This is a genomic window from Methylobacterium aquaticum, from assembly GCF_001043915.1.
GTDB classification, from domain to species: Bacteria; Pseudomonadota; Alphaproteobacteria; order Rhizobiales; family Beijerinckiaceae; genus Methylobacterium; species Methylobacterium aquaticum.
In genome coordinates, this window is sequence record NZ_LABX01000209.1 from 1 (window position 1) to 25,597 (window position 25,597).

The following is a 25,597-nucleotide window of genomic DNA, read 5'->3' on the forward strand; positions in this document are numbered from 1 at the left end:
GCGCCGGCTCGGGGGCCGGCGGCGTGGCGATGCGGCGAAGCGCGTTCGCCACTCCGCCGTCGTCGCCGGTCCGGCTCGGCGCGGCGTAGCGGCCGAAGCCGTAGCGCGGCTCGATCAGGTCGAGCACGGCATCGAGGGCGGCGTTGGACAGGCCGACCTCGCCGGGATGCGGCACGCCCTGAAGCGCGATGCTGCGGCCCTCATAAGCGGGCTCGGTCGTGACCTCGGGGCCGAACCACGGCGGGACCGGGAAGCCGCCCGCCTCGTCGGGATTGTCGAACACCACCGAGATGACGTCGACATGGCCGGGGGCGACGTAGCGGTCGATCAATGCGTCACGGCCGTTGCCGAGGGCGACCTGCGTGCGGTCATAGGCGGCGCGGCCGGCGCAGACGTCGAGGAGTGCGTCGCCATGGGCGCGCGGCACCTCGGTCCGCTCCTCGTGCGAGGCGCCGTTGTCGGAGGTGACGAGGACGAGGTGGCACTGGCCGCCATCGACCCGCACGAACGAGGTCCGGCCGGATTGCGGCGGAAAGTACCCTTCGGTGATGCGGGAGGACCCGCGCTCCTTGCGGATCAGGCGGACCAGCGCCGGCGCAACCTGGAAACGTCGTACGAGGGTCATACGCTCAACTCCACGGGGGTCGCGGCCAAGATCTGCCTCAAAGGCTCAGGCTGCCAAAGAGGTTGCCGGCCGCGATCAGCGTCAACTCTCGCGTATCGACCGAACGCGGCGACGGAATCAAGACCGCGCTCCCGCTACCCCCTGATTTATTGACGAAATTCTATCGTGCAGTGCGAAATGCTGGTGGTCACGCCCGGCTCGCCGCGATCAGGACCTCGGCGGCCCCGGCCAGAGAACGGTTCGGCCCCTCGGCGCCGAAGATCTGCCCGCAGGCGAAGGCGCCCTCGACGAGGAGCAGCAGCGCGTCGGCGAGGCGCTCCGGGTCGCGGGCGCCCAGCGTGCCGGCGACCTCGGCGAGGCGGGCATGGAGCGCGCGCTTGCCGTCGCGGGCCGCCGCGCGGACGGGGTGGTCCGCCTCCGGATACTCGACCACCGCGTTGGTGAGGCCGCAACCGCGAAAACCCGGCCGGGCGCTGCGCCGGGCGATGCCGTCGAGGAACGTCACCAGGCCCCCTTGCGGGTCGTCCGGATGGGCCACCAGCGCCTCGTCGAGGCGCCCGCGCAGGCCCGCCTCGTAATCCTCCAGGCAGGCGACCACGAGGGCGTCCTTCGAGGCGAAGCCGCGATAGAGGCTCGGCTTCGTCGCCCCGGCCCGGGCCACGATCTCGTCGACGCCGACGCCCCGGAAGCCGCGGCTGTAGAACAGCTCCCGCGCCGCCGCCCGGATCCGGTCGCCGGCCCGGACGGGTGCGCTCCCGTCATGCCCCTCCGCCATGTTCGTCCCTTGACGATGTTACTGACCGGTACGTAACGTCCTAGCACGATTCGGGGAGGGTGTCCCAGCATGAGTTCGACCGTGTCGCCGCCGGGCCTCGCCTCGCCGGCCGCTCCGAGGCCCCGGCCCTTCGGGCAGAACTACGCCTTCGTGGTGGTGGGCGTGATCTTCCTGTGCCTGCTCGCGGCCGCCGGCCTGCGCGCCTCGCCCGGGGTGCTGATCCTGCCGCTCGAGCAGGCGTTCGGCTGGAGCCGCTCCACCACCTCGTTCTCGGCCGGGCTCGGCATCTTCCTGTACGGGCTCGTCGGACCCTTCGCGGCGGCCCTGATGCAGAGCTTCGGCATCCGCCGCACGCTGCTCTGCGCGCTCGCCCTGATGGCGGCTTCGACGGCCTTGAGCGCCCTGATGACCGAGCCCTGGCACCTCGTCGCCACCTGGGGCGTGCTGTCGGGCCTCGGCAGCGGCTGCGTCGCCATCGTGCTCGGCGCCACGGTCGTCAACCGCTGGTTCGTGGTGCGCCGCGGCCTGTTCATGGGGCTTTTGACCGCCAGCACCGCCACCGGCACCCTGATCTTCCTGCCGGGCCTCGCGGCGATCGCTCAAGGAGGCGGCTGGCGGCCGGTGGTGCTCACCGTCGCCTGCGCCGTCGCGGCCCTGATTCCCGTCGTCGCCTGGCTGCTGCCGGAGCGTCCGTCCGATATCGGCCTTACCCCCTACGGTGCCGCGCCCGGCACCGCCTCGGAGCCGCCGCGCCGCGCCAATCCGTTCCGCGCGGCCATCGACGGGCTGGTGCGGGCGAGCCGGAAGGGGGATTTCTGGCTCCTGTTCGGCACCTTCTTCATCTGCGGGCTCACCACCAACGGGCTGGTCGGCACCCATCTGATCTCGTTCTGCGCCGACCAGGGCATCCCGGAGGTGCGGGCCGCGGGTTTGCTCGCGATGATGGGGATCTTCGACCTCATCGGCACCACCGGCTCGGGCTGGCTCACCGACCGGTACGACCCGCGCAAGCTTCTCTTCGTCTATTACGGCCTGCGCGGCCTGTCGCTGATGGCGCTGCCCTTCACCGACTTCTCGTTCTACAGCCTGTCGATCTTCGCGGTGTTCTACGGCCTCGACTGGATCGCCACGGTGCCGCCGACGGTGCGGCTCGCCAACGAGGCGTTCGGCGAGCGCGACGCCCCGATCGTGTTCGGCTGGATCGCCGCCGGCCACCAGCTCGGGGCCGCCACCGCCGCCTTCGGCGCCGGTCTGGTGCGGGCCTCGGAAGGCCGCTACCTCGAAGCATTCCTGGCTGCGGGCCTCACCGCCGTGATGGCGGCGCTGATGTCGCTGATGATCGGCCGGATGCGCCAGGCGGCGCCGGCCACGGCGTGACGGCGGGCCGGACGCGCCGCCCGCCGCGGCGCGTCCGGCCGGTGTCGTCCCGTGCGTGTGCCGGCCCCTTGCGCCTTGCCCTGGTCGGGGTGCCCGGTCTACCCCATCTGTTCGGCGGGCCGTCCGAGCTCGCGACGTGAAGGCCGTTCTCCCGAGGTCATCGATGCTTACCGACACTCCCGCGGCCGGCCAGACCCCTGCCGGTCATGCCCCTGCGGGCGCTCTGATCAAGGACACCACCACGGCGACTTTCCGCCAGGACGTGATGCAGGAATCGCTCCAGCAGCCCGTGCTGGTCGATTTCTGGGCGCCGTGGTGCGGGCCGTGCAAGCAGCTCACCCCGATCATCGAGAAAGCCGTCAAGGATGCCGGCGGCAAGGTGAAGCTCGTCAAGATGAACATCGACGAGCATCCCCAGATCGCCGGCCAGCTCGGCATCCAGTCGATCCCGGCGGTGATCGCGTTCCAGCGCGGCCAACCGGTCGACGGCTTCATGGGGGCGCTGCCCGAGGGCCAGGTGAAGGCGTTCATCGAGCGCCTGGTCGGCCCCCTCGGCCCCACCGCGGTCGAGGACCTGATGGCGGAGGGGCAGGCTGCCGCCGAGGCCGGCGACCCGGACGCTGCCGCCGAGATCTACGCCGCGGTGCTCGGCCAGGAGCCGGGCCATGCCGGCGCCATCGCGGCTCTGGCCCGCCTGCTCCTCGACCGCGACGACATCGAGGGGGCCCGCCGCTTCCTCGACGCGGCGCCGCCGGAAGCCGCCAAGGACCCGGCCATCGCGGCCGTCAAGGCGGCGATCGAGCTGGCCGAGCAGGCGGCGTCGCTCGGCGACCTCGCCGGCCTCCAGCACCGGATCGAGGCCGATCCGGCCGATTACCAGGCCCGGTTCGACCTCGCGCTCGGCCTCAACGCCAAGGGCCAGCAGCAGGAGGCGATCGACCAGCTGATCGAGATCGTCCGCCGCGACCGGACCTGGAACGACGACGGCGCCCGCAAGCAGCTCCTGCAACTGTTCGAGGCCTGGGGCCCGATGGATCCGATGACCATCCGCGGCCGCCGCAAGCTGTCCGCGCTGATGTTCTCCTGACGGGGCAGGATCGGCATCCCCGGCGCGGCATTACGCCGGACCGGTATCCACACCGGAGGACACTGCCCTAAGTTAATGTGGGTGATCCCGGACCCGGGACGACAGGGTCCGGGACCCCCTTGACGATCCGCGCGGGAGCGACGCCGATGAGCATGAACGTCGCCTACAAGGGCCCGGCCGACTGCCCGACCGAGATCCCGGTCTTTCCGCTTCCCGGCGCGTTGCTGCTGCCGCGGGGCCAGATGCCGCTCAACATCTTCGAACCGCGCTATCTCGCGATGGTGGACGATGCTTTGCGCACCGACCGGGTGATCGGCATGATCCAGCCGGATTCCGATTCCCGCGAGACCCCGCTGGCGCCCAAGCTGTTCCGGGTCGGCTGCGCCGGCCGGGTGACCCAGTTCGCCGAGACCGGCGATGGCCGCTACCTGATCTCGCTCACCGGCATTGCCCGGTTCCGGATCGAGGAGGAGGTGTCCACCGCCACCGGCTATCGCCGCTGCAAGGTCACCTTCGCGCCGTTCGAGAGCGACTTCCACGCCCGCGCCGGCGAGGACGCGGTGGACCGCGCCGGCGTGCTGAAGGCGCTTCGCGATTTCGTCGAGGCCAACGATCTCAAGGTCGACTGGGCCGGCATCGAGGAGGCGCCGAACGAGGCTCTGGTCAATGCGCTGTGCATGATGAGCCCGTTCGGTCCGCGCGAGAAGCAGGCGATGCTGGAGGCCCCCGACCTCAAGACCCGGGCCGAGGTGCTGATCGCCGTGACCGAGATGGAGCTGGTGCGGGGAGCTGGCGGCGAGCCGACGCTGCAATAGTCCGCGCTTTGGGGTATGGCCCGGGGGCAAGGACCCGCCAGGCGATCAAGGCCCCCGGCGGGCCGTTCGGAAGGATCCCCCGTGACCGATACTCCCGCTTCCGCTGAGGCCACCCGCATCGACCCGAAGCTGCTCGAACTGCTGGTCTGCCCCCTGACCAAGGAGCGGCTGGACTACGACTCCGCCCGCCAGGAGCTGATCAGCCGCTCGGCCAAGCTCGCCTACCCGATCCGCGACGGTATCCCGATCATGCTGCCCGAGGAGGCGCGGCCGCTGGCGGATTGAGGTCTGGCGGAAGCGCCGTTCCGGTTCGTCGAGGACAGGGTCCGCGCCGGCTTTCCCACCCCGCAGGGTCAGTCCCGGGGCCGCGCAGCGGAGCCCGGGATCCAGAACCATCAATGGCTCGAGAGATGGCGCTCAGCGTGCCGCTATAGTCCTCTGCACGCGAGCGTCTGTCTTCCAGGCTCCGCTGCGCGGCCTCGGACGACGCGACATTCATCCGCTAGAGTGCGTCACGATCGCGCTGCCATCGCGAAGCTTCTCTCGCTGTTTGATTTTGCCGTATTGTCTACGACGAACCGGTATCCACTTCGTCGGAAAATGCTCGAGTATGGCGTGTCTATCCGTCAGTATCGCGTGATAGCTGATCGAGAACTCCACCTTGTTCCACTCACGCCCTCATCCCGAGGCTGCTTCGCAGCACCTCAGGATGAGGGCGCGGGTTGGAAGAGGTGAACCATCCCCGCCCTACTTCGCCCCCGGCCCGTAGGGCGGCCGCGGGATCGCCCGGTGGGCCGCCCGCAGGGCCGCCGACCAGCGTTCGCGCAGGTCGTGGAAATACGGCTCGCCGGCCTCGATCCGGTGCAGAACCTCCGTGTCGCAGGTGTTGCGGCGGATCACCGTGAGGTCGATCGGCAGGCCGACGCCGAGATTCGACCGCATGGTCGAATCCATCGAGACCAGGCCGACCTTCAGCGCATCGTAGATGTCGGTCTTGTAGGTCACGGCGCGATCGAGGATCGGCTTGCCGTATTTGTGCTCGCCGATCTGGAGGAACGGTGCATCCTGGCTACAGGCGATGAAGTTGCCGGCGGAGTAGATCATGTAGAGCCGCATCGGCCCGTCGCCGATCTGGCCGCCGAACAGGAACGACACCTCGAAGCGCAGCTGCGCCGCCTCGAATCCGGCGCGCTCGATCGCCCGCACCTTGCGGATCGCGCGGCCGATGAGCTGGGCGGCGCGGAACATCGTCGGCGCGTCGTAGATCGTCTCCGGCTTGCCGGTATCCGGATCCTCGACGCCCTCGGTCAGGAGCGACAGCACCGACTGGGTCACCGAGAGGTTGCCGGCCGAGGCAAGCGCCAGCACCCGCTCGCCCGGCTTGGTGAACATGTGGAGCTTGCGATAGGTCGAGATGTCGTCGAGCCCCGCATTCGTGCGGGTGTCGGCGATCATGACGAGACCCTCTTCGACCAGGATCCCGACGCAATAGGTCATCGCACACCGCCCCCCGGCGACCATCTTGCGGGCGATCCGGTACCGCACGCGGCGCCACCCTGGCGCAGCCCGTCCGGTGAATCCAGCCCATTCCGCTGCCGCCGGGTGAGGTGCCGCATGCCTATCGCAGCGGCGCCACAGGATGGGCGATCATTCCTAGGGTCAAAATCCAATCAGCTTGACCGTGTGAGGGTAGCCTTCGACCCGTAGTGGACGGCTCAAACTGTGCGTCGGGTTTGAGAAAGCGGACGATATGCCTTCTTGTGCCATGACCATCGGTTAAAGGTAGTCCGGCGTGAGGCTGGCCAGGACACTGCTGAAGCTAGAGCATTTTCCGACGAAGTGGATACCGGTTCGTCGTAGAAAATGCGGCAAAATCAAACATCTAGAGAAGCTTCGCGATTGCAACGCAATCGTGAAGCGCTCTAGCTTCCACGCCGCCGATGGAATTCCAGTCGTAACTCTGCTCTCCAAAAGTCTTGGCCATAATAACAATATAGAGCATGCGCCGATGATGTTCGGGCGTGAGATCGATCAAGCAATGTCCATAACCGTCGTCGAACGTCAGGGGGAGAGCGCATCGGGGAGACGTGGTCCCGAATTGTTGTAGAGCGGGTCGAGATACCGCTGCCTTGTTTCCGCGAGGGCGCGTGGGCCGCCGATCGCACCAACGTTAATCCTCTTCTTTTTGCTGTTCGCGAAGGCGGTCGTCGCCCTGAAGCCGAAGATCTTTTTGCTGTTGAGCTGACGTGCCCCATAGGCGAGCCAGAACACCTTAAGGTCGTCCGGCACACGCACGTTCTCTGACAGCTCGAAGTCCTCGATGTCCTTCGACGACACAGGTGCGGGAGGACGCCCCATCTCGTCCGGCAAATCGAGGAGCACGCGCAACGCCTCGTGCATTGTGAGGGTCGTCAAACCGAAACTCCGATGTCCGCTTTATCGCATCATCGCCCGAAAGCGGCCCGCCTGAAAACCACCCATTGCGGACTCGGCAGCGTATCGCGTTGTCCTGAGAGTTGCAGCCTGAGCGACATGCGACGAAGCTCCTGCCGACCAACACATGAGAAGGACGGCCACCCGTGTCCACCGAACCCATCAAGGGACCGGCCTCGTACTTCCCATCCATAGAGAAGAAGTACGGCCGCCCGATCGGCGAATGGCAGCAGATTGTCCGGGATCGGCTTCCAGCAAAACACATGGACCTAGTGTCGATGTTGAAGGCCGAGCACGGCATGGGCCACGGCCACGCCAACGCAATCGTTGCCTATGTACTGTCCAAGGAAAAAGCGTAGATCACTCGACCGCCAACGTGGTGTGCCCGCTTCCCACCCATGGCAGACCCTGAGAAGGTCCGCTCCCAGGCAGTGGATGAACAGGTCGAGTGGGCACACGCGTCAGCGTTCCGCTACTCCGATCAGCGCCGTTGAAGGGATCGGCAGGATTGCCTGGTCGCCCGCCAGACGCCGTGCTTCGGCAATGACTGCCACCTTCTCCTCGTCGCTGAGCGCGACCCAATCATGCGACATGCCGAAGAGCATCTCGGGATCGTCCAACATCCCAACGTCGAGATGGTAATCGAAGGTCACACGGTCGATGCGGGGCGCGCGATATCCGGCCTCGACCAGTTCGTGGGCGAGTTCCTCCGGATCACTCATGGCCTTCACCCCTGCGGGCATCGTCATGTTTTCGCGTTCAGGGAACAACGTCCGGCGGATTTGGCCGAGCAACAAGAACGTCGCGGCCCCCTGCTCCTGCCACGTCGCGATAACCCCGTAGCCACCGGGTCGCGTCACCCGTGCCATCTCGACGAGCCCCTTGCGCCAGTCGGGGAACATGATCACGCCGAAGATCGAGAACACGGCATCGAAGCTGGCGTCAGGTAGGGCAAGCGCCTGTCCGTCCATAACCCTCGCATCAACGTTGGGTAGTCCTGCCGCAGCAACGCGGGCGATCATGCCGGCCGAGAAGTCCACGGCGGTGACCTGCGCGCCCATCCGCGCCGCGGCATGCGCAAGCGCCCCCGTTCCCGTCGCAACATCGAGAACCCGGCTGTGGGACGTCAGCGATACGGTCGCCAGCGCCGCTTCGGCGAACCGCGCCGTGAACGGATGGGCTGTCTTCTCATAGTGCTGGGCGACCTTGTCCCACCGATTGGGATTTTCGAACTCTCGCATCGCCGACGCTCCCGTTTCATGTAACTCCATAAGTAGCGTAACGATCCGTGGTTGCCAATCTCGACTGGGGCGTGGAGGATTGCGGCGTGCGTACCGACAGCCGCCTCTCACGAACGCTCCACGTGCTCCTTCACATGGCACGCCACGACGGACCCATGACGTCCGAGGCGATCGGGCGGATGCTCGGAACGAACCCCGTGGTCGTCCGCCGCACGATGGCCGGGCTCCGAGATGCAGGCTACGTGAAATCGGAGAAGGGGCACGGTGGCGGATGGACCATCGCCGCGAACTTGGCCGAAGTGTCGCTTCTCGACATCCATCGCGCGGTTGGTGGTCCGCGGATCTTCGCGATCGGCAGCGATCATCCAAACCCTGATTGCGCCGTTGAGAAGGCGGTCAACGAGGCGGTGGAGGACACACTGCGCGAGGCCGAGGCATTGTTGGTTGCGCGGCTTGGTGCAATCAGCCTCGCCGAGTTGGCTCGAAGCTTCGACGCGCAGCTTCAATCGTGCGGGACAACCACCGCCGACACGTGCGGGTAAAACGGCACTTAGCGACGGTATCGGATCGATACCGGAACCTCCGGTTTCGGTAGAGGCATCAAAACCTGCTCCCCACCCTCAGCAGTCCCTCGCATGTTCAAGCTGATCGAACTTTGACCCTAAGGTCAAAACCCATTCAAGACATTGCAATGACGAACGAGTTGTGATTCGAAGCGCCTCCCAGGAGTCAATGGCAGAGCTGTCCTGGCTGTCGGACGAGCAATGGCAGGCGATGGCGCCGTTCATGCCCACCAACCAGCCCGGCGCTCGGCGCAAGGACGACCGCACCATCGTGTCGGGCATCCTGCACGTCATCAAGTGCGGCTGCCGCTGGAAGGATTGTCCAAGCGCATACGGTCCGTCCACCACCGTCTACAACCGCTTCAACAGGTGGTCGCGCCGCGGCTTCTGGACCCGCATGCTGGAGACCTTGGCCAGGACCGGATGGTCTGGTGAAGCCGCCGCTCTCGACGCGACTTACGTCAAAGCCCAGCGCGCCGCCCACGGCGGAAAAGGGGGGCCCGCGAACAGGCGATCGGCCCTTCGCGCGCGGGTCCGACCACCAGGATCCATCTCCTCACCGATGTGATCGGTCGTCCGGGCGTCATCCACCTCACGCCTGGCAATGCCAGTGACGGGAAGACCGCCCCTGTCGTGCTGGACAAGGCGCCCGGTCGCGTGCGCCGGCTCATCGCCGACAACGGCTACGATGCCGACTGGCTGCGCCAGGATCTGCGCCAGCACGGCATCAGCGTGGTCATCCCCGGCACCCGCGCCCGCAAGCGCAAGATCCGCCTCGACAAGCGGCGCTATCGTGATCGCTGGCGGGTCGAGGCGGCGTTCTGCCGCCTCAAAGACTTCCGCCGCATCGCCACCCGCTACGACAAGCTGGCCCGAAACTTCGCATCAGCCCTCGCCCTGGCCGCCGTCATCGCGTTCTGGTGCTGATTGAGCCTCGACCCTAGGCTTGCGCTTGTCCCTGCGCTTGTTGGGCCTGCGCCTGCGCCCTCGCATCGTCGACCCGGACCCGGACCGTCATGGTCTCGGTGCCGCCGCCGGTGCGGCTGCCGCGGACCGGAGCGGCGTCGAGATAGTCGAGGCCGATCGCCACCCGCAGATGGGCTTCCGTGACGGCGATGCCGTGGGCGGGATCGAACCCGACCCAGCCGAGATCCGGCACCCGGGCCTCGACCCAGGCGTGTCCCGCCTCCTGCACCGCCGTATCGGGCCGCCAGCAATAACCCGAGACGTAGCGGACCGGGATCTCGAGATGGCGCGCCGCCGCAATGAAGACATGGGCGAGGTCCTGCCCCACCCCCTTGCGCAAGGCGAAAGCCTCGGCCGCGGTGGTGGCGGATCCGGTCGGGCCGGGAGCGTAATCGACCGCCTGGTGGACGGCGGCCAGCAGCCGATGCAGCCGGTCGAGCCGGTCGGTGCTCCCGGCCACCGTCTCGTCGGCGAAGGTCCGGATCGCTTCGTCGGCGACCGCGAAGCGCGATTCGCGCAGGTAGAACGGATCGGGCAGCCACTCGGAGATGCCGCGCATCACCCCGTGGGTTTCGGTGGTCTCGACCTCGCCGGTGACCCGGATGGTCATCGCCTCCTCGGGACCGTCGGCGCTGAAGATGTGGACGACGTTGCCGAACCCGTCCTCGCGCCGGCTCAGGCGACCGTCGACGGTCGGCTCGATGCGCCAGGCGCGGACATGCTGGCCGTCATGGTCGCGCGGCGTCAGCCGCAGCATCTGGATCAGGCCCCGGGCCGGGCTGTCGTATCGGTAAACCGTCTCGTGGACGACGCGGATGCGCATGGTGTCGCGAGGCTCGCTGTCACGCTAAAGCTTAAGCCGTGCGGGACGGTCATACACCGTCCCGCGGAAGGGCGAAACCGTGCGGGACGTGGCAGCCCCGCGCGCGGGGCTTCAGCCCAGATACTGCTCGACGATCGCCGCCCCGAGCCGGTTGTTCTCGGCGATGAATGCCTCGATGAACTCGTGCAGGCCGGCGGCGAAGATCTCGTCCACCGTCACGTCGTCGAGCTTGGCCAGCATGCCGCGGGCGAGGCGCTGGCTCGGCCCCCGGCGGCCATAGGCGTCGGCGATGCGGTCGAGATTGTTGACCAGCATCTCGTAGCAATTGGCCAGCGAGCGCGGCATCTCGCGGTTGAGGATCAGGAGATCCGCCACCAGCCAGGGCTTGATGCTCTCGCGGTAGACCCAATGATAGGCGGTAAGCGCCGAGACCTCGCGCAGGATCGTGGTCCACTGGAAATAATCGAGGCTGCCGCCGACCCGCTCGGTCTCGGGCAGAAGCACGTGGTACTTCACGTCGAGGATGCGGGCGGTGTTGTCGGCGCGCTCGATGGCGATGCCGAGCCGGGTGAACCAGTAGGCGTCGTTGCGCAGCATCGTGCGGTAGGCCGAGCCGTCGAAGGCGAGCGACACGCCCTTCACCCAGTCGAGGAAGCGGGCGAACTCCTCCCGGGTCATGTCCCGGCCCTCGAAGCTGCGCAAGTGCAGGTAGGCTTCGTTGATCGCCTCCCACATCTCGCTCGTCAGCGCCGTGCGGACGCTGCGGGCGTTCTCCCGGGCGGTCTGGAGGCAGGAGCGGATCGAGGACGGGTTGTTGGGGCTGAAGGCCAGGAAGTCGCGGACGGTGTGCTCGTTGACGCTGTCGTAGAGCGGGCGGAACAGCTCGATGTTGCCGGCCGAGGCCAGGGCCGAGTCCCACTCGTTGGCGTCGCCGCCGCCGTAATTGGCCGGCAGGGCGGAGAGGCGCAGGGCCGCGTCGAGGATGCGGGCGACGAAGTCGGCACGCTCGGCGTAGCGCGAGAGCCAGTACAGGTTGTCGGCGGTGCGGGAGAGCATGGCGGGGCTAGTGGCTCACGCTGTGGCAGTGCGGGCGGACCGGGCGTCCGGCCCGGTCCCGTTCTCGAAATGCGGAAGGCGTCGGCGGGGCCGTTCAGCCGTCGAGCACCCAGGTGTCCTTGGTGCCGCCGCCCTGGCTCGAATTGACCACCAGCGACCCTTCCTTGAGGGCCACCCGGGTCAGGCCGCCGGGCACGATCCGGATGTCGTCGGCGCCCGCGAGCACGAAGGGCCGAAGATCGACGTGGCGGGGCGCGACGCCCGAGGCGACGAAGGTCGGGCAGGTCGAGAGCGCCAGGGTCGGCTGGGCGATGAAGCCGTCGGGCGCATGGCGCACCTTGCGGCCGAATTCCTCGATCTCGCGCTTGGTGGCATGCGGCCCCACCAGCATGCCGTAGCCGCCCGAGCCGTTGACCTCCTTGACGACGAGGTCGCCGAGATTGGCCAGCACGTAGGCGAGCGCCTCCTTCTCGCGGCAGCGCCAGGTCGGCACGTTGTGCAGGATCGGCTCCTCGCCGGTGAAGAAGCGCACGATCTCCGGCATGTAGCTGTAGACCGCCTTGTCGTCGGCGATGCCGGTGCCCACCGCATTGGCCAGCGTGACGCTGCCGCTCTGGTAGGCGCTCATCAGGCCCGGCACGCCGAGGACCGAATCGGGCCGGAACACCAGCGGATCGAGGAAGTCGTCGTCGATGCGCCGGTAGATCACGTCGACGCGCCGCGGCCCCTCGGTGGTCCGCATGTAGACCACGTCGTCCTTGGTGAAGAGGTCGGAAGCTTCCACGAGGTCGACGCCGAGCTTGTCGGCCAGGAACGAGTGCTCGTAGAAGGCCGAGTTGAAGCGGCCGGGGGTCAGCAGCACCACGCTCGGGTCGCGGGCGGCCCGCATCGGCGCCAGGCTGCGCAGGGTGGCGAGCAGCGCGTCCGGATAAGCCTCGACCGGCGAGACCCGGTGCTTGGAAAACAGTTCGGGGAAGAGCCGCAGCATCACCTCGCGGTTCTCCAGCATGTAGGAGACCCCCGACGGCGTGCGGGCATTGTCCTCCAGCACGAAGAACTGGTCCTCGCCGGTCCGCACGATGTCGATGCCGGCGATGTGGACGTACTTGCCGTGCGGCACCTTGAAGTCCCGCATCTCCAGCCGGTAATGCGGGTTGCGGAAGACCAGGTCGCCCGGGATGATGCCGGCCTTGATGCTCTCCTGCGGGCCGTAGATGTCGGCCAGGAACATGTTCAGCGCGGTGACGCGCTGCTTGAGGCCGCGCTCCAGGAAGCCCCATTCGGGCTTGGTCAGCACCCGCGGGATGATGTCGAACGGGATCAGCCGCTCGGTCGATTCGTTGTCGCCGTAGACCGCGAAGGTGATGCCGATCCGGCGGAAGAACAACTCGGCCTGGCTGCGCCGCGTGTCGAAATGCTCGGGCGGGGTACTTTCGAGCCAGGTCTTGAGCGCCGCGTAGGCCTCGCGCACCGCGGCCGGGCTCAGTCCGCTCTCCTGAGTTCCCGTCATTTCATCGAACGCGCTGAGCGGCATGGGCGTCCCTCTGTTTGCCCCGAAGCTAGACGCAAGACGGGGGCCAAGGCAAAGGAAATGCGTCTTTCGCGGCGCTGCGCCCCCCAGCTTTGCGCTAGGGCAGGCGGGAGGGGGTGGATCGCGCGACGTGCGGGACGGGTTTGCTCAAACTTTCGGCACAGGGCTTGGCTGTCACGAGGCCGCGGCGATACACGGCCCTCGCTCCGCCCGCGGCACCAAGAGGGAACCCGCGCCTCAGCGTTGACCGGACCGTTCTCCCGTCTCCCGCGGTCCCATCAGCCTCGCCTTCCAGCCGAGGGCCGGCCGCTCGACGAAGCGCCAGGACAGGGCCGCCACCGCGAGGGTGAGGAGGAGCGAGGGCGGCAGCAGCCACCACGGCGAGACCCCAGGGAACAGCGCGTGCAGGCTCTGCTGCACCGGCCAGCCATAGAGGTAGGTGCCGTAGGAGAGGTCCGCCCGCGGATCCAGCGCCTTGTGGCGGAGGGGCGGGGCAAGGCCGAGGCAGATCACGCCGTAGGCTTCGGCGAGGAACAGCACCGGCGGGTAGAGGGCGGTGCCGTGCAGCAGCGCCGCCAGGGCGAGGAGCGCCAGCGCCAGCGGCCCGCTCAGGCGGACGCGCTCGGCATGAAGGAAGAGCGCCGCGCCGGTGGCGAAGATCAGCGGCAGGCGCAAGGACGTCTCGAGGCCCTTCGGCATCTCGCCCGCCCGCAGGCCGGCCAGCGCGAGGGCGATGGCGAGTCCGGCGACCAGGAGCGGGCAGAGCCAGCGCCGGCGCAAGGCTCCGAGAAGCCCGGCCGCCAGCAGGCCGCCATAGCACAAGACCTCGTATTTGAGCGTCCAGACCGTGCCCATCGGGAACCGGAACGGGTTGTCCGAGAAGACTCCCGGCAGGGCGGCGTTGCTCTTGAAGGTGGTGAGCGTTCCCTCGATGAAGCGCCACAGGCCCGGATCGGCCCAATAGGCCGGGAGGCTCCGGCTGGTCATCAGGCTGCCGAGGCCGAGCGCCACGGCGAGCGTCGCCGCGACGAGGCCGGGGGCGATGCGAAGGGCCCGCGCGACGGCGTAATCGCGCGGGCCGCGGCGCACCAGGCTCATGGTGACGAGGAAGCCCGAGACGGCGAAGAAGCCGTTCACCGCGTGCTCGCCGAGGGTGTAGCCGGTGAGGTGGGCCAGCGGTTCGTCGAGGACCTGGCCGGTGGTGACGCTGAAGGCGTGCGAGACCACGACGAGGAGCGCCAGCGCCAGCCGGACCGTCCCGAAGGCGTTGTGCCGTTGGCCGAGGCCGGCGGCGACCGTCACCACGGCGCGGCCTCGTGCGGCGGTGCCTCGGCGTGTCCGTCCCGGGCGAGGCCCTCCCGGGCCAGCGCGGAGCGGCCCTTGCGGGCCGCCCAGGCACCGGCGACCGAGCCGCCATAACGCTCCAGCCCCGAGCGCCGGAAGGCCAGCGCCGCGAGCAGCGCCTTCACGCCGTTCTTCGCCAGCATCGCCCCCGTCGGGTCCGGCAGGCCGTATTTCCGCGAGACATAGGCCCGCGACCACGCCTGGTGCCAGCGCGAGCGGCGCACCCGGCCGGGCTCCGGCGCGCTCGACGCCCCGCGCCCATGGAGCGCCACCGCGCCGTGGACATGGACGAGCGCCCTCCCCGCATCGGCGACCCGCCGGCAGAGGTCGTCATCCTCGTAGAACAGGAAGATGTTCGGATCGAACCCGCCGAGCGACAAAAACAGGTCGCGCCGGACCATCAGGCAGGCGCCGGACAGGAACGGTGCGCAGGCATCGCCCTCCGGGAGATGGCGCGTGCCGCGCGGATTGGTGAGATAGGGCGCGAGCAGCGAGCGCGGCTGGTAGAAGAACCGCCCGTCGGGCTCGACGATGCGGGGCGCGAACAGCCCCGCATCCGGGTAGGCTTCGGCCGCCGCCAGCAAGGCGTCGGCGGCGCCGGGCTGAAGCTCGATGTCGGGATTGACGATCAGCGCGTAGGTCGCCCGCCCCGCCGCCCAGATCCCGGCATTGTTGGCCCGGCCATAGCCCTCGTTGCGCGGCAGCCGCAGCACCCGCGCGCCGAACCTGGCGGCGAGGTCCGCCGAACCGTCGCGGCTGGCATTGTCGACGACGAGGGCCGGGACGTGCTCGCGGGCAAGCGCTGCCAGACAGGCCGGCAACACGCCGGCACTGTCATGCGCGACGACGACCGCGACGAGACCGGGCACGTCCGCCGATCAGCCCTGCTTCTGCGGCAGGTTGAGGCGGATATGCAGCTCGCGCAGCTGCTTCAAAGTCACCTCGGAGGGCGCGCCCATCATCAGGTCCTCGGCGCGCTGGTTCATCGGGAACAGCACCACCTCGCGGATGTTGGGCTCGTTGCAGAGCAGCATCACGATGCGATCGACGCCCGGCGCGATGCCGCCGTGCGGGGGAGCGCCCAGCTTGAGCGCGTTCAGCATGCCGCCGAACTTCGCCTCCAGCACCTCCTTGGGGTAGCCGGCGAGGCCGAACGCCTTCTCCATCACCTCGGGACGGTGGTTGCGGATCGCGCCCGACGACAGCTCGATGCCGTTGCAGACGATGTCGTACTGGAACGCCTTGATGCCGAGGATCGTCGCATGGTCCTCGGGGTCGAGGGCCATGAAGGCGTCGTGGTCGAAATTCGGCATCGAGAACGGGTTGTGCGAGAAATCGACCCGCTTCTCGTCCTCGTTCCACTCGTACATCGGGAAGTCGGTGATCCAGCAGAAGGCGAACTGGTCCTTGTCGGACAGGGCAAGCTCGTCACTGATACGGATGCGGGCCTTGCCGGCGAGCCCCGCCGCCTTGGCCTCGGGCCCGGCGGAGAAGAACACCGCGTCGCCCGCCTTGAGGCCGGCCTTGGCGGCGATCGCGGCCTGCGCTTCCGCCGGCACGAACTTGGCGATCGGGCCGCGGCCGGTGAGCTGGCCGCCCTCCTCCTCGAACACGATGTAGCCGAGGCCGGGCGCGCCCTCGGAGCGAGCCCAGTCGTTGAGCTTGTCGAAGAACGAGCGCGGCTGCGAGGCGGCGCCGGGGGCGGGAACCGCCCGCACCACCCCACCCGCCTTGATGGCGTTCTTGAAGGCGTTGAAGGTGACGTCGTCGCGCAGGAACTCGTCCGTCACGTCGGCGATGACCAGCGGGTTGCGCAGGTCCGGCTTGTCGACGCCGTATTTCAGCATCGCCTCGGCGTAGGGGATCCGCACGAAGCGCGGCGACACCCGCTTGCCGTCGGCGAATTCCTCGAAGACCGAGCGCAGGACCGGCTCCACCGCCTGAAAAACGTCCTCCTGGGTGACGAAGCTCATCTCGATGTCGAGCTGGTAGAACTCGCCCGGCGAGCGGTCGGCGCGGGCGTCCTCATCGCGAAAACAGGGCGCGATCTGGAAGTACCGGTCGAAGCCGGCGATCATCGTCAGCTGCTTGAACTGCTGCGGGGCCTGCGGCAGGGCGTAGAACTTGCCCGGATGCAGGCGCGACGGCACCAGGAAGTCGCGCGCTCCCTCCGGCGACGAGGCGGTGAGGATCGGGGTCTGGAACTCGAAGAACCCGCCCTCGCGCATCCGCCGGCGCAGCGAATCGATGATCGCGCCGCGGCGCATGATGTTGGCGTGCAGCTTCTCGCGCCGCAGGTCGAGGAAGCGGTACTTGAGCCGCGTCTCCTCGGGATAGTCCTGGTCGCCGAAGACCGGCATCGGCAATTCGGCCGAGGCGCCCAGCACCTCGAGGTCGGTGATGTAGACCTCGACCGCGCCGGTCGGGAGTTCCCCGTTCTCGGTGCCGGCAGGCCGCTGGCGCACCCGCCCGTCGATGCGGATCACCCATTCCGAGCGCACGGCCTCGGCCGCCGTGAAGGCCGCGGAATCGGCGTCGATCACGCATTGCGTGATCCCGTAATGGTCGCGCAGGTCGATGAACAGCACGCCGCCATGGTCGCGGACGCGGTGGCACCAGCCGGAAAGGCGGATGGTCGCGCCGACGTCAGATGGGCGGAGCGCCCCGCAGGTATGGGAACGGTAGCGGTGCATGGGCGTGTCTTCGCTGTCCAGGATCTGGGCTGTCTCGATCGGGCCGGCGGCCGGGCGCACGGGCCTGTCGCCCGCACGCGAAAACGTCCGGCACCCATTCGCGAAGGGGGGAGCGAAGTCAAGCGCAGGGCATCGGCGCGGGCGCGCCCACGCTTGTGGAACAAAGAATGAACAATTATATCATCCTCATGGATCAGAAGGACTTTTCCGGCTCGTTGGAGCCCCACCCGGACAGCCTGCCGGATCCGCCCCGGGACGCGCCCGCGGCGGCTCGGCCGCCGCAATCGGAGATCTGTGCCATGCCTGACGGCCAGCACCGCGCCGGTGTCGAACGCCAGGACGCGTTCGTCGAACGCCAGGACGGAGCCTGGCGGGTGCTGCCGATCGAGGGCCGGTTCGAGCTGGTCTACGAGGACGGCAAAGGCGCCTGGAGCGTGCGCCGGATCCAGGCGCACGAACTCAAGATCGGTCCGGGCCGGGTGCTCCTCGGCGGCACCGACCGCGACCGGGACGGCTACCGGGGCTTTCGCGCCGACCGCATCCATCGCCTGACCGACCGCGACACCGGCGAGCGGGTCGAGCGCGCCATTCTCGACTGGCTCATCCGCCGGGCGGACGCGGCGCGCCGGGCGCGGGCCGCCGCCCGTCGCCGGGAGGCGCGCCGGAGTGGGCCCCGCGCCGCGTGAATTTCGCTTACCACGTCGGCCAATCCCCATAACCCACGCCGCCGGTCTCTCGCCCTCGGCAGCGGGCTCCGCTATAGCCGATTGTCATGAAGCTGATTACTTCGACGGAACAACTCGCCTCCGCCTGTGCGCGCTTCGCCACGCAACCCTTCGTGACCGTCGACACGGAGTTCATGCGCGAGACGACCTATTATCCGAAGCTGTGCCTGATCCAGATCGCGGCACCGGACGGGTCGACCGCGCTCGTCGATCCGCTGGCATCCGAGATCGATCTCGCGCCGTTCTTCGCCCTCATGGGCGACGAGCGGGTGCTGAAGGTGTTCCATTCGGCCCGGCAGGACCTCGAGATCATCTGGTTGCTCGGCGGATTGCTGCCGCAGCCGTTCTTCGACACGCAGGTCGCCGCGATGGTCTGCGGCTACGGCGACTCGGTGTCCTACGAGCAGCTGGTCAACGATGTCGCCAAGGCGAAGATTGACAAGTCGTCACGCTTCACCGACTGGTCGCGCCGGCCGCTCTCGGACGCGCAGCTGAGCTACGCCCTGTCGGACGTCACCCATCTCATCAAGGTCTACGAGGCGCTGGCGCGGGAGCTGATCGCCACCGACCGTGGCGCCTGGCTCGACGAGGAGATGGCGGTCCTCACCTCCCCGGACACCTACCGGGCTGATCCCGAGCAGGCTTGGCGGCGCCTCAGCAGCCGGATGCGCAAGGCCCGCGAGATCGCGGTGCTGATGGAGGTGGCGGCCTGGCGCGAGCGCGAGGCGCAGAGCCGCAACGTGCCGCGCGGGCGCATCCTGAAGGACGAGGCGGTGATCGACATCGCCACCGCGGCGCCGCGCAATGTCGAGGCCCTCGGCCGCCTGCGCACGATCCCCGCCGGGTTCGAGCGTTCGCGCACCGGCGCCGACATCCTGGCCGCCGTCGAGCGGGGCCTGTGCCGCGAGCCGTCGACGGTGCCGACGCCCGAGCGCGGCCGCGCCCGCAGCGGCGGCAACGGGGCCTTGGTCGAACTCCTCAAGGTGCTGCTGAAGGCGGTCTGCGAGGACGAGCGCGTGGCCCCGAAGATCATCGCCACCGTGGACGACCTCGAGGCCCTGGCCGAGGACGACGCGGCCGACGTGCCGGTGCTGCATGGCTGGCGCCGCGGATTGTTCGGCGAGAAGGCCCTGGCACTGAAGGCCGGGCGCCTGGCGCTCTCGGCGGAGGGCGGGCGCGTGGTGGTGCGGGAGCTGCCGTGAGGGGCCGGTGGGAGCGTTCGGCGGCGTCGCGCCGGCCCGATCGAGACGAGCAGCACCGCGAGAGTTGTTTGCCCTTCCCACACCCTCATCCTGAGGTGCGAGCACCGCGAGCCTCGAAGGAAGGCTCCCGATCGCACTGAGACTCCTGGAGCCCTCCTTCGAAGGTCACTCCGTTCGCACCTCAGGATGAGGGTGTGGGCCGAAGAGAGCGATTTCCGACGAAGTGGATACCGGTTCGTTGTAGAAAATGCGGCAAAATCAAAGGGCGAGAGAAGCTTCGCGATTGCGACGCAATCGTGAGGCTTCTCTCGCATGGGCTGATCGAGCCGATCAGGCGCTCTCTTCCCTTCCGTCATATCGGCAATAGGCCGCCATCCCCTCCGCGAGGGCATCGAACACCATCCGGCAGCGGCGCAAGGCGCGCAGGTCTTCGTGCATCACCACGAAGGTCGGCAACTCCCAGACGATGTCCGGCAACACCCGGATCAGCTCAGGGTTTCGGGCGGCGAGCGCGGTATGGCACACCCCGAGGCCGAAGCCGGCCCGGAGCGCCGCGAGCTGAGCGAGCGTATTGTCGCTGCGCCAGGCGAAGGGCGCCTCGCCGAGGGCGGGAGTCATCCGCATCATCGCGCGCAGGAACGGCGTCTCGGCCTCGAAGCCGATCACGCTGTGCCGGGCGAGATCCGCCGGGACCTCCGGCACGCCGCGCCGGCCGAGGTAGCGGCGGTGGCCGTAGAGGCCCAAGGTCACCGTGCCGACCCGTCGCGCCACCAGTGCCTCTTGCGTCGGCGGCGCCATGCGCAAAGCGATGTCGGCGTCGCGCCGCAGCAGGTCCTGCATCCGGTCGGAGAGCACCACGTCGAGGGCGAGGCCCGGATGGCGCCCGTGCAGCTCGGCCAGGATCGGCGGCAGCACCTCGGCGCCGACCACCTCGGAGGCCGTGATCCGCACCCGGCCGGACAATCCCTCGGCCTCCGCCACCACCGCTCGGCGCAACGCCTCCGCCGTCGCCTTCAGGGAGCGCGCATAGGGCGCCAGGGTCAGGGCGGCCTCGGTCGGCGCGAGACCCGCGGGCGAGCGGGTGAACAGGACGGTGCCCAAAGCCCGCTCCAGGGCCGCGACCTGCCGGCCAAGGGTCGGCTGCGTCAGGCCGAGCGCCCGGGCGGCGCCGGAGAGCGAGCCCTCCTCGATCACGGCGAGCGCGGCGCGGTAATGGTCCCAGCTCGGTTCAGTCATGCGAAACCGTATAGCGGCTCGCCGCGCTTCGGCAATTTCCGGCGTGCCCTCCTGCCGGCATAGGGGTGCCGGCGGCGAACGAGGAGCGCGCGATGACGACGAGAACGGCCCTGGTGCTGGGGGCGACGGGTGGGGTGGGCGGTGCGGTGGCGCGTCGGCTTCTGACCGCAGGCTGGACGGTGCGGGCCCTGCACCGCGACCCGTCCCGTGTCGCCGATGAGGCCGATGGGCTCGCCTGGAGGCGAGGCGACGCCATGGTGCCGGCGGAGGTCGTCGCGGCGTCGGTGGGCGCGTCGCTGATCGTCCACGCGGTCAACCCGCCGGGCTACCGCGACTGGGACCGGCTGGTCCTGCCGATGCTCGAATCCTCGATCGCCGCCGCCCGGGCCGCCGAGGCCCGCCTGATCCTGCCCGGCAACGTCTACGTCTATGGCGCCGACGCCGGCCCCAACCCGGGCGCCGACGCGCCCCGGACGCCCCGGACCGCGAAGGGCCGCATCCGCATCGCCATGGAGGACCGCCTGCGGGATTCGGGGGTGCGCAGCCTGGTCCTGCGGGCCGGCGACTTCTTCGGGCCGCGCACCACCGCCAATTCCTGGTTCTCCGCCGCCCTGGTGCGGCCGGGAAAGCCGGTGCGGAGAGTCCTCGATCCCGGCACGCCGGGGATCGGCCACCAATGGGCCTACCTGCCTGACGTCGCCGAGACGATGGTGCGGCTGGCCGAGCGCGAGGCGGATCTGCCCCGCTTCGCGACCTTCAACATGGACGGCCACTGGGACCCGGACGGCCGCCAGATGATCGCCGCCATCGCCCGCGTGGTCGGCCGCGAGGTTCGGGTGCAGCGTTTCCCCTGGGGGCTCCTGCCGCTCGCCGCGCCGTTCTGGCCCCTCGCCCGCGAGATCGGCGAGATGCGCTACCTGTGGCGGGAGCCGTTGCGGATGAGCCATGCCGGGCTGGTGGCGTTCCTGGGAGCCGAGCCGCAGACGCCGCTCGACGCGGCGGTGCGGGAGACGCTGGCGGGGCTGGGGTGTCTCCCGGAGCCGCGCGTGAGCTGAGACCCGATCCGGTCCCGTCGGCCGTCGCGCGTGCCGGGAGGCATGCAGGGCTTGTCGCGGGGGGCCCCATACCGATCGGTGCCTCGCCCTCGCCGACGATCCCGTGCAGGATGACGGCCGGAACGGGAGTGCCACGCCGGGAATGGGATCGCTCAGGGTACGGTTCGGCCTGCTCGTCGGGAGCGCAGCGGCCCTCGTGGTGCTGGCGGCGGTTGGCCTCTATGGGGCCCTGCACACCGCCGAGCGCACCCTCGACGCAACGCTCGACGCGCAGGTCCGCCTGGAACTGATCGCCGAGTTGTCCGGGCGCCTGACCGAGTTCGGCCTCGCCGCCGTCGAGGCGGTGAGCGACAATCCGGGCCGGCCCGAGCGGCTGGCCAATGCCCGCAACGAGGTCGACCGGGCGCTGAACGCCGTCGACGAGGGCGTGAGCCGGGCGGTGGCCGGGGCAGGCGGGGTCCTCGATCGCACGCAATACACCGCCCGGGCCCGGCCGCTCGCCCGCCTGCGCGCCGCCCGCGCCATGCTCGACCGGCAGGTGGCGCAGATCCAGCGCGAGCCGGAGCCGGGCAAGCGCGCCGACGCGATCCGGGGGGCGCTCAACGCCTTCGGGGCGGTGACCGGCCAGCCCCTCACCTTCCTGGTCGAGGCCGAGCGCCGGGCGGTCGAGGCGTCCGCGGCGGAGGTCCGGCGGCTCGCGGCCCGGATGCGCATCGTCGCGGCGGCGGCGGCCCTGGTGATCGTGCTGCTCCTCGTCCTGTTGCACCAGAGCCTGACCCGGCCGATCCTGCGCCGGATCGAGGCGATCCGGGCCGGCGCCGCGGCGATCGGCCGGGGCGAGCTCGACACCCGCCTGACTGTCGCGAGCCGCGACGAGCTGGGCCTGCTGGTCGCGAGCTTCAACCGGATGGCGGCCCGGCTGAAGCGGCGGGAGATCCGGGTCGCCGCCGACCGGGCGGCGCTGGAAGACATCGTCGCCCGGGCCACCGCCGACCTGCGCGGCGCCAATGCGCGTCTGGAGGAGATCGACCGCTCGCGTCGCCGTTTCTTCGCCGATGTCAGCCACGAGCTGCGCACGCCGCTGACCGTGATCCTCGGCGAATGCGACCTCGCCGCCCGCTCCCCCGACACGCCCGACCCTTTCCGGCCGGTCATCGCCACGATCCGCAAGCGGGCCCTGCGGCTGCACCGCCGGGTCGGCGACATGCTGCGGGTCGCGCGCTCGGAATCCGGCGAGATCGCGCTGGAGCGCCGGCCGGTGGGCCTCGCCGGGATCCTGTCGGAGGCGGTGGAGAGCTGCGCGCCGGAAGCCGCGCGCCGCCGCGTCGCGCTGGTGCTGGAGCCGAGCCCGGCCGACGTGGAGGTGCTGGCCGATGCCGAGTGGCTGCGGCAGATCGTCGAAGGTCTGATCGACAATGCGCTGCGCCACGCCGCAGGTGCCACCGAGGTCCGCCTCGGCTTCGCGGCCCGCGGCACCGGCGCCACCGTGACGGTGTCCGACGACGGTCCGGGCTTCCCGCCGGAGGCCGAAGCCCTGTTCGAGCGCTTCCGCCGCGGGAGCACGCCCGGCCCGGCAGCGTCCGGCTTCGGCATCGGGCTCGCTCTGGCGCGCTGGGTCGTTGAGCGCCATGATGGCACGATACGCCTGAATTCGGGCGGGCCGGGAGCACGGGTCACCCTGGAGCTGCCCGGCGAGGATGTCAGGGAGGACGCGGCATGAGCCGGCGACCGGGACAACGCACATGACCCACGTTCTCATCGTGGAGGATGACGGCGACATCCGCGCCATGCTGGCGCGCGGCCTGTCCGCCGAGGGCTTCGGCGTCGATCTCGCGGGCGGCGTCGACGAGGCGTTGTCGGCGGCCCGCGAGCGGGTCCCCGAGGCGGTGCTGCTCGACAACATGCTGCCGGACGGCTCGGGCCACGACGTGTGCCGCTCGCTGCGCGAGGGCGGCTATCCCGGGGCGATCCTGTTCTTGAGCGCCAAGGACGAGGTCGGCGACCGGGTCGACGGCCTGGCGGTCGGGGCCGACGACTACATCGTCAAGCCCTTCGTGTTCGACGAGTTGCTGGCGCGCCTGCGCGTCCATCTTCAGCGGCGGCGCGCGACCGGCGAGTCCCGCACCCTGGTCACCGCCGGGCGCCTCTCCCTCGATCTCGCGACACGCCAGGTCCGCTTCGGCGAGGTCACCACCCGCCTGACCCAGCGCGAGGCCGAGCTGCTGGCGATCCTGATGGAGCAGGCGAGCCGCCCGGTCACGCGGGGCGACATCTTCGACCGGCTCTGGGCCAGCCAGGGCGGCCTCTCCCTCAACGTGGTCGACGTCTATGTCGGCTACCTGCGCACCAAGCTCGCCGACATCGGCCGGGCCGGAGGCCCGAGCCTCGTCACCGTGCGCGGCCGCGGCTTCATGCTCGACCTGCACGAGGCCGGGTTTCGCCAGTGACGAAATTATTTCGGGCGCAATTCATGCCGTCTAAGGCCCTGCCGGTCCTGCACAATAAGACCGGTCTGAGAATCTCTGGGGCCGTCTCTCCCGGGCTTTCGGCAAAATAGCGCTTGCACTCCGCGCGCCGATTGCCGATATATCCCGGGGTGACAGAAAACGCTGTCATCTCAATGTCTTAGGAAACTCTTAGGGGTTTCCGCCGAACAGGAGAAACGCCATGAAGTGGTCGATGCCCGTCGTCGCCGAAGTCTGCGTCGGCATGGAAGTCACCAGCTACGAGTCGGCCGAGATCGATCCCTTCAACTAAGGGCTCGAACGGTATGCGCCTCCGGCGGTTCTCCGCCGGATGGCGCTCGACACGGACACCATCACAAAACCGGCCCAAAGCGCTGGACCGTCCGCCGCAGTCGAAGGAGGAACGTCATGACCTGGTCGCTGCCCATCGTCGCCGAGATCTGCGTCGGCATGGAAGTCACGTCCTACGAATCCGCCGAGATCGATCCGTTCAACTGACGCGATCGGCTGCGGATCATGCACGCCATCGTTCTGGGGTCCGGAGCGGGCGGGGGCGTGCCGCAATGGAACTGCCGCTGCCCGATTTGCGCCATGGCCCGGGCGGGTGACCGCCGGGTCCTGCCGCGCACCCAGTCGAGCCTCGCCGTCTCCGCCGACGGCGAATCCTGGCTCCTGGTGAATGCCTCGCCCGACATCCGCCATCAGCTCTTCGACACGCCGGCCCTGCATCCCCGCGAGGGCCTGCGCCACTCGCCGATCCGTTCGGTGCTGCTCACCAACGGCGACGTCGATCACGTCGCGGGGCTCCTCACCCTGCGCGAGGGCCAGCCCTTCCGCCTCCACGCCACGCGCGGCATCCTCGACTCGATCGGGGACAACCGCGTCTTCGACGTGATGGCCCAGGGCGTGGTGGAGCGCACCGAGATCGCCCTGAACCAACCGTTCTCGCCGGTGCCGGGCCTCACCGTCACCCTGTTCCCGGTGCCCGGCAAGGTGCCGCTCTGGCTCGAGGACGGGACGCCGGATATCGGCGCCGAGACCGAGAGCACCGTCGGCGCGATGATCGAGGCCGGGGGCAAGCGCCTCGCCTATGTGCCCGGCTGCGCCCGCGTCACGGACGGGCTGAAGCAGAGAATCGCCGGGGTCGACGCGCTGCTGTTCGACGGCACGGTGCTCGCCGACGACGACATGATCCGCGCCGGCGTCGGCACCAAGACCGGCTGGCGCATGGGCCACGTGCCGATGACCGGCGACGGCGGCTCGGTGGCGGCACTCGCCGAGGTGCCGATCGGCCGGCGGATCTTCGTGCACATCAACAACACCAATCCGGTGCTGGTCGAAGGCTCCGAGGAGCGCCGCGGCGTCGAGGCGGCGGGGTGGGTCGTGGCCCATGACGGGCTGACGTTGCGGATGTGAGGGAAGTCTCTCCCCTCGCTTCGCAAGGACATCGTGGGATCCCCACTCCTCGCAGCGATCCCGGACAGGCCCGGGATCGCTGCGAGGAGTGGGAAGGGGTAAGGGCGTGCCGCTTTGGTATGACGCGCTGAGCGTGGTGCTGGCGGCATGACGGCCGAGTCTGACTCAA

At 69.2% G+C, this 25,597-nt stretch carries 26 protein-coding genes and 1 pseudogene; 15 read left to right on the forward strand and 12 right to left on the reverse strand.

What is annotated here, in order from left to right; translation table 11 throughout:
* The coding region (locus VP06_RS24830; RefSeq protein ID WP_048466484.1) for a CYTH domain-containing protein at positions 1 to 625 on the reverse strand (625 nt) is incomplete at its 3' end.
* A 187-nt stretch (positions 626 to 812) separates the two neighbouring features.
* Positions 813 to 1,400 (reverse strand): TetR/AcrR family transcriptional regulator, encoded by a 588-nt coding sequence (locus VP06_RS24835; RefSeq protein WP_048466485.1) that lies wholly within the window; start codon positions 1,398 to 1,400, stop codon positions 813 to 815.
* A 69-nt stretch (positions 1,401 to 1,469) separates the two neighbouring features.
* Between VP06_RS24835 and VP06_RS24840 the strand changes: the two genes are divergently transcribed.
* The 4 genes from VP06_RS24840 (at position 1,470) to VP06_RS24855 (ending at position 4,964) form a co-directional block, all read left to right on the forward strand.
* Positions 1,470 to 2,777: an MFS transporter gene (locus tag VP06_RS24840; RefSeq protein ID WP_048466486.1), complete on the forward strand. Its 1,308-nt coding sequence runs from the start codon at positions 1,470 to 1,472 to the stop codon at positions 2,775 to 2,777.
* 163 nt (positions 2,778 to 2,940) lie between these two features.
* Positions 2,941 to 3,864 carry a thioredoxin gene (gene trxA / locus VP06_RS24845; protein ID WP_048466487.1) on the forward strand — a complete coding sequence of 308 codons (924 nt, stop codon included), beginning with the start codon at positions 2,941 to 2,943 and terminating at the stop codon, positions 3,862 to 3,864.
* Positions 3,865 to 4,010: 146 nt separating this feature from the next.
* Entirely contained in the window at positions 4,011 to 4,679 is a 669-nt protein-coding gene (locus VP06_RS24850; RefSeq protein WP_048466488.1) for an LON peptidase substrate-binding domain-containing protein, read from the forward strand.
* An 81-nt stretch (positions 4,680 to 4,760) separates the two neighbouring features.
* A complete protein-coding gene (locus VP06_RS24855; protein WP_048466489.1) occupies positions 4,761 to 4,964 on the forward strand; it encodes a Trm112 family protein in 204 nt (67 codons plus the stop codon).
* A gap of 462 nt (positions 4,965 to 5,426) precedes the next feature.
* Here VP06_RS24855 and VP06_RS24860 read toward each other — a convergent pair whose 3' ends face one another.
* Together VP06_RS24860 and VP06_RS24865 are read right to left on the reverse strand one after the other, a co-directional pair.
* The gene (locus tag VP06_RS24860) at positions 5,427 to 6,176 is read right to left on the reverse strand and encodes a proteasome-type protease (protein WP_048466490.1); all 750 of its coding nucleotides are present in this window, start codon (positions 6,174 to 6,176) and stop codon (positions 5,427 to 5,429) included.
* Positions 6,177 to 6,740: 564 nt separating this feature from the next.
* Entirely contained in the window at positions 6,741 to 7,094 is a 354-nt protein-coding gene (locus VP06_RS24865; protein WP_156295753.1) for an SMI1/KNR4 family protein, read from the reverse strand.
* Positions 7,095 to 7,258: 164 nt separating this feature from the next.
* Here VP06_RS24865 and VP06_RS35255 point away from each other — a divergent pair, with 164 nt between their 5' ends.
* Positions 7,259 to 7,471, forward strand: coding sequence for a DUF4287 domain-containing protein (locus VP06_RS35255; protein ID WP_082167607.1), 213 nt, complete (start codon positions 7,259 to 7,261; stop codon positions 7,469 to 7,471).
* Positions 7,472 to 7,573: 102 nt separating this feature from the next.
* Here the strand turns inward: VP06_RS35255 and VP06_RS24870 are convergent, their stop codons facing one another.
* Positions 7,574 to 8,353 carry a class I SAM-dependent methyltransferase gene (locus VP06_RS24870; protein ID WP_048466492.1) on the reverse strand — a complete coding sequence of 260 codons (780 nt, stop codon included), beginning with the start codon at positions 8,351 to 8,353 and terminating at the stop codon, positions 7,574 to 7,576.
* An 86-nt stretch (positions 8,354 to 8,439) separates the two neighbouring features.
* Here VP06_RS24870 and VP06_RS24875 point away from each other — a divergent pair, with 86 nt between their 5' ends.
* Together VP06_RS24875 and VP06_RS35260 are read left to right on the forward strand one after the other, a co-directional pair.
* On the forward strand, positions 8,440 to 8,895 hold the full coding sequence (locus tag VP06_RS24875) for an Rrf2 family transcriptional regulator (protein ID WP_048466493.1): 456 nt from the start codon (positions 8,440 to 8,442) through the stop codon (positions 8,893 to 8,895).
* 244 nt (positions 8,896 to 9,139) lie between these two features.
* A pseudogene (locus VP06_RS35260) lies at positions 9,140 to 9,843 on the forward strand (IS5 family transposase).
* 13 nt (positions 9,844 to 9,856) lie between these two features.
* Here VP06_RS35260 and VP06_RS24885 read toward each other — a convergent pair.
* From VP06_RS24885 to aspS, 6 genes are all read right to left on the reverse strand, one after another.
* Positions 9,857 to 10,705: a transglutaminase family protein gene (locus VP06_RS24885; RefSeq protein ID WP_048466495.1), complete on the reverse strand. Its 849-nt coding sequence runs from the start codon at positions 10,703 to 10,705 to the stop codon at positions 9,857 to 9,859.
* 111 nt (positions 10,706 to 10,816) lie between these two features.
* Positions 10,817 to 11,761, reverse strand: a complete 945-nt coding sequence (locus VP06_RS24890; protein WP_048466496.1) for an alpha-E domain-containing protein — start codon at positions 11,759 to 11,761, stop codon at positions 10,817 to 10,819.
* A gap of 94 nt (positions 11,762 to 11,855) precedes the next feature.
* Positions 11,856 to 13,295 carry a circularly permuted type 2 ATP-grasp protein gene (locus VP06_RS24895; protein ID WP_048466497.1) on the reverse strand — a complete coding sequence of 480 codons (1,440 nt, stop codon included), beginning with the start codon at positions 13,293 to 13,295 and terminating at the stop codon, positions 11,856 to 11,858.
* Positions 13,296 to 13,529: 234 nt separating this feature from the next.
* Positions 13,530 to 14,597 carry an acyltransferase family protein gene (locus tag VP06_RS24900; RefSeq protein WP_048466498.1) on the reverse strand — a complete coding sequence of 356 codons (1,068 nt, stop codon included), beginning with the start codon at positions 14,595 to 14,597 and terminating at the stop codon, positions 13,530 to 13,532.
* The gene (locus VP06_RS24905) at positions 14,591 to 15,505 is read right to left on the reverse strand and encodes a glycosyltransferase family 2 protein (RefSeq protein WP_048466499.1); all 915 of its coding nucleotides are present in this window, start codon (positions 15,503 to 15,505) and stop codon (positions 14,591 to 14,593) included. The genes VP06_RS24900 and VP06_RS24905 overlap by 7 nt, the downstream gene beginning before the upstream one ends.
* A gap of 9 nt (positions 15,506 to 15,514) precedes the next feature.
* Positions 15,515 to 17,329, reverse strand: a complete 1,815-nt coding sequence (aspS, locus tag VP06_RS24910) for an aspartate--tRNA ligase (RefSeq protein ID WP_048466507.1) — start codon at positions 17,327 to 17,329, stop codon at positions 15,515 to 15,517.
* Positions 17,330 to 17,628: 299 nt separating this feature from the next.
* Between aspS and VP06_RS24915 the strand changes: the two genes are divergently transcribed.
* On the forward strand, positions 17,629 to 18,015 hold the full coding sequence (locus VP06_RS24915; protein ID WP_048466508.1) for a WYL domain-containing protein: 387 nt from the start codon (positions 17,629 to 17,631) through the stop codon (positions 18,013 to 18,015).
* An 86-nt stretch (positions 18,016 to 18,101) separates the two neighbouring features.
* Positions 18,102 to 19,256, forward strand: coding sequence for a ribonuclease D (rnd, locus tag VP06_RS24920; RefSeq protein WP_048466500.1), 1,155 nt, complete (start codon positions 18,102 to 18,104; stop codon positions 19,254 to 19,256).
* Between the two features lie 330 nt (positions 19,257 to 19,586).
* Here the strand turns inward: rnd and VP06_RS24925 are convergent, their stop codons facing one another.
* Entirely contained in the window at positions 19,587 to 20,492 is a 906-nt protein-coding gene (locus VP06_RS24925; protein WP_048466501.1) for a LysR family transcriptional regulator, read from the reverse strand.
* 92 nt (positions 20,493 to 20,584) lie between these two features.
* Between VP06_RS24925 and VP06_RS24930 the strand changes: the two genes are divergently transcribed.
* The 6 genes from VP06_RS24930 (at position 20,585) to pqqB (ending at position 25,428) form a co-directional block, all read left to right on the forward strand.
* Positions 20,585 to 21,547 carry an NAD(P)H-binding protein gene (locus tag VP06_RS24930; protein ID WP_048466502.1) on the forward strand — a complete coding sequence of 321 codons (963 nt, stop codon included), beginning with the start codon at positions 20,585 to 20,587 and terminating at the stop codon, positions 21,545 to 21,547.
* 142 nt (positions 21,548 to 21,689) lie between these two features.
* Positions 21,690 to 23,267 (forward strand): sensor histidine kinase, encoded by a 1,578-nt coding sequence (locus tag VP06_RS24935; RefSeq protein WP_048466503.1) that lies wholly within the window; start codon positions 21,690 to 21,692, stop codon positions 23,265 to 23,267.
* Positions 23,268 to 23,289: 22 nt separating this feature from the next.
* A complete protein-coding gene (locus VP06_RS24940) occupies positions 23,290 to 23,994 on the forward strand; it encodes a response regulator transcription factor (RefSeq protein WP_048466504.1) in 705 nt (234 codons plus the stop codon).
* 220 nt (positions 23,995 to 24,214) lie between these two features.
* Complete coding sequence (gene pqqA / locus VP06_RS24945; protein WP_048426854.1) at positions 24,215 to 24,304, forward strand: pyrroloquinoline quinone precursor peptide PqqA; 90 nt, start codon at positions 24,215 to 24,217, stop codon at positions 24,302 to 24,304.
* Between the two features lie 116 nt (positions 24,305 to 24,420).
* Entirely contained in the window at positions 24,421 to 24,510 is a 90-nt protein-coding gene (pqqA, locus tag VP06_RS24950; RefSeq protein ID WP_048466505.1) for a pyrroloquinoline quinone precursor peptide PqqA, read from the forward strand.
* Positions 24,511 to 24,528: 18 nt separating this feature from the next.
* Positions 24,529 to 25,428: a pyrroloquinoline quinone biosynthesis protein PqqB gene (gene pqqB, locus VP06_RS24955; RefSeq protein ID WP_048466506.1), complete on the forward strand. Its 900-nt coding sequence runs from the start codon at positions 24,529 to 24,531 to the stop codon at positions 25,426 to 25,428.
* Positions 25,429 to 25,597 lie beyond the last annotated feature (169 nt).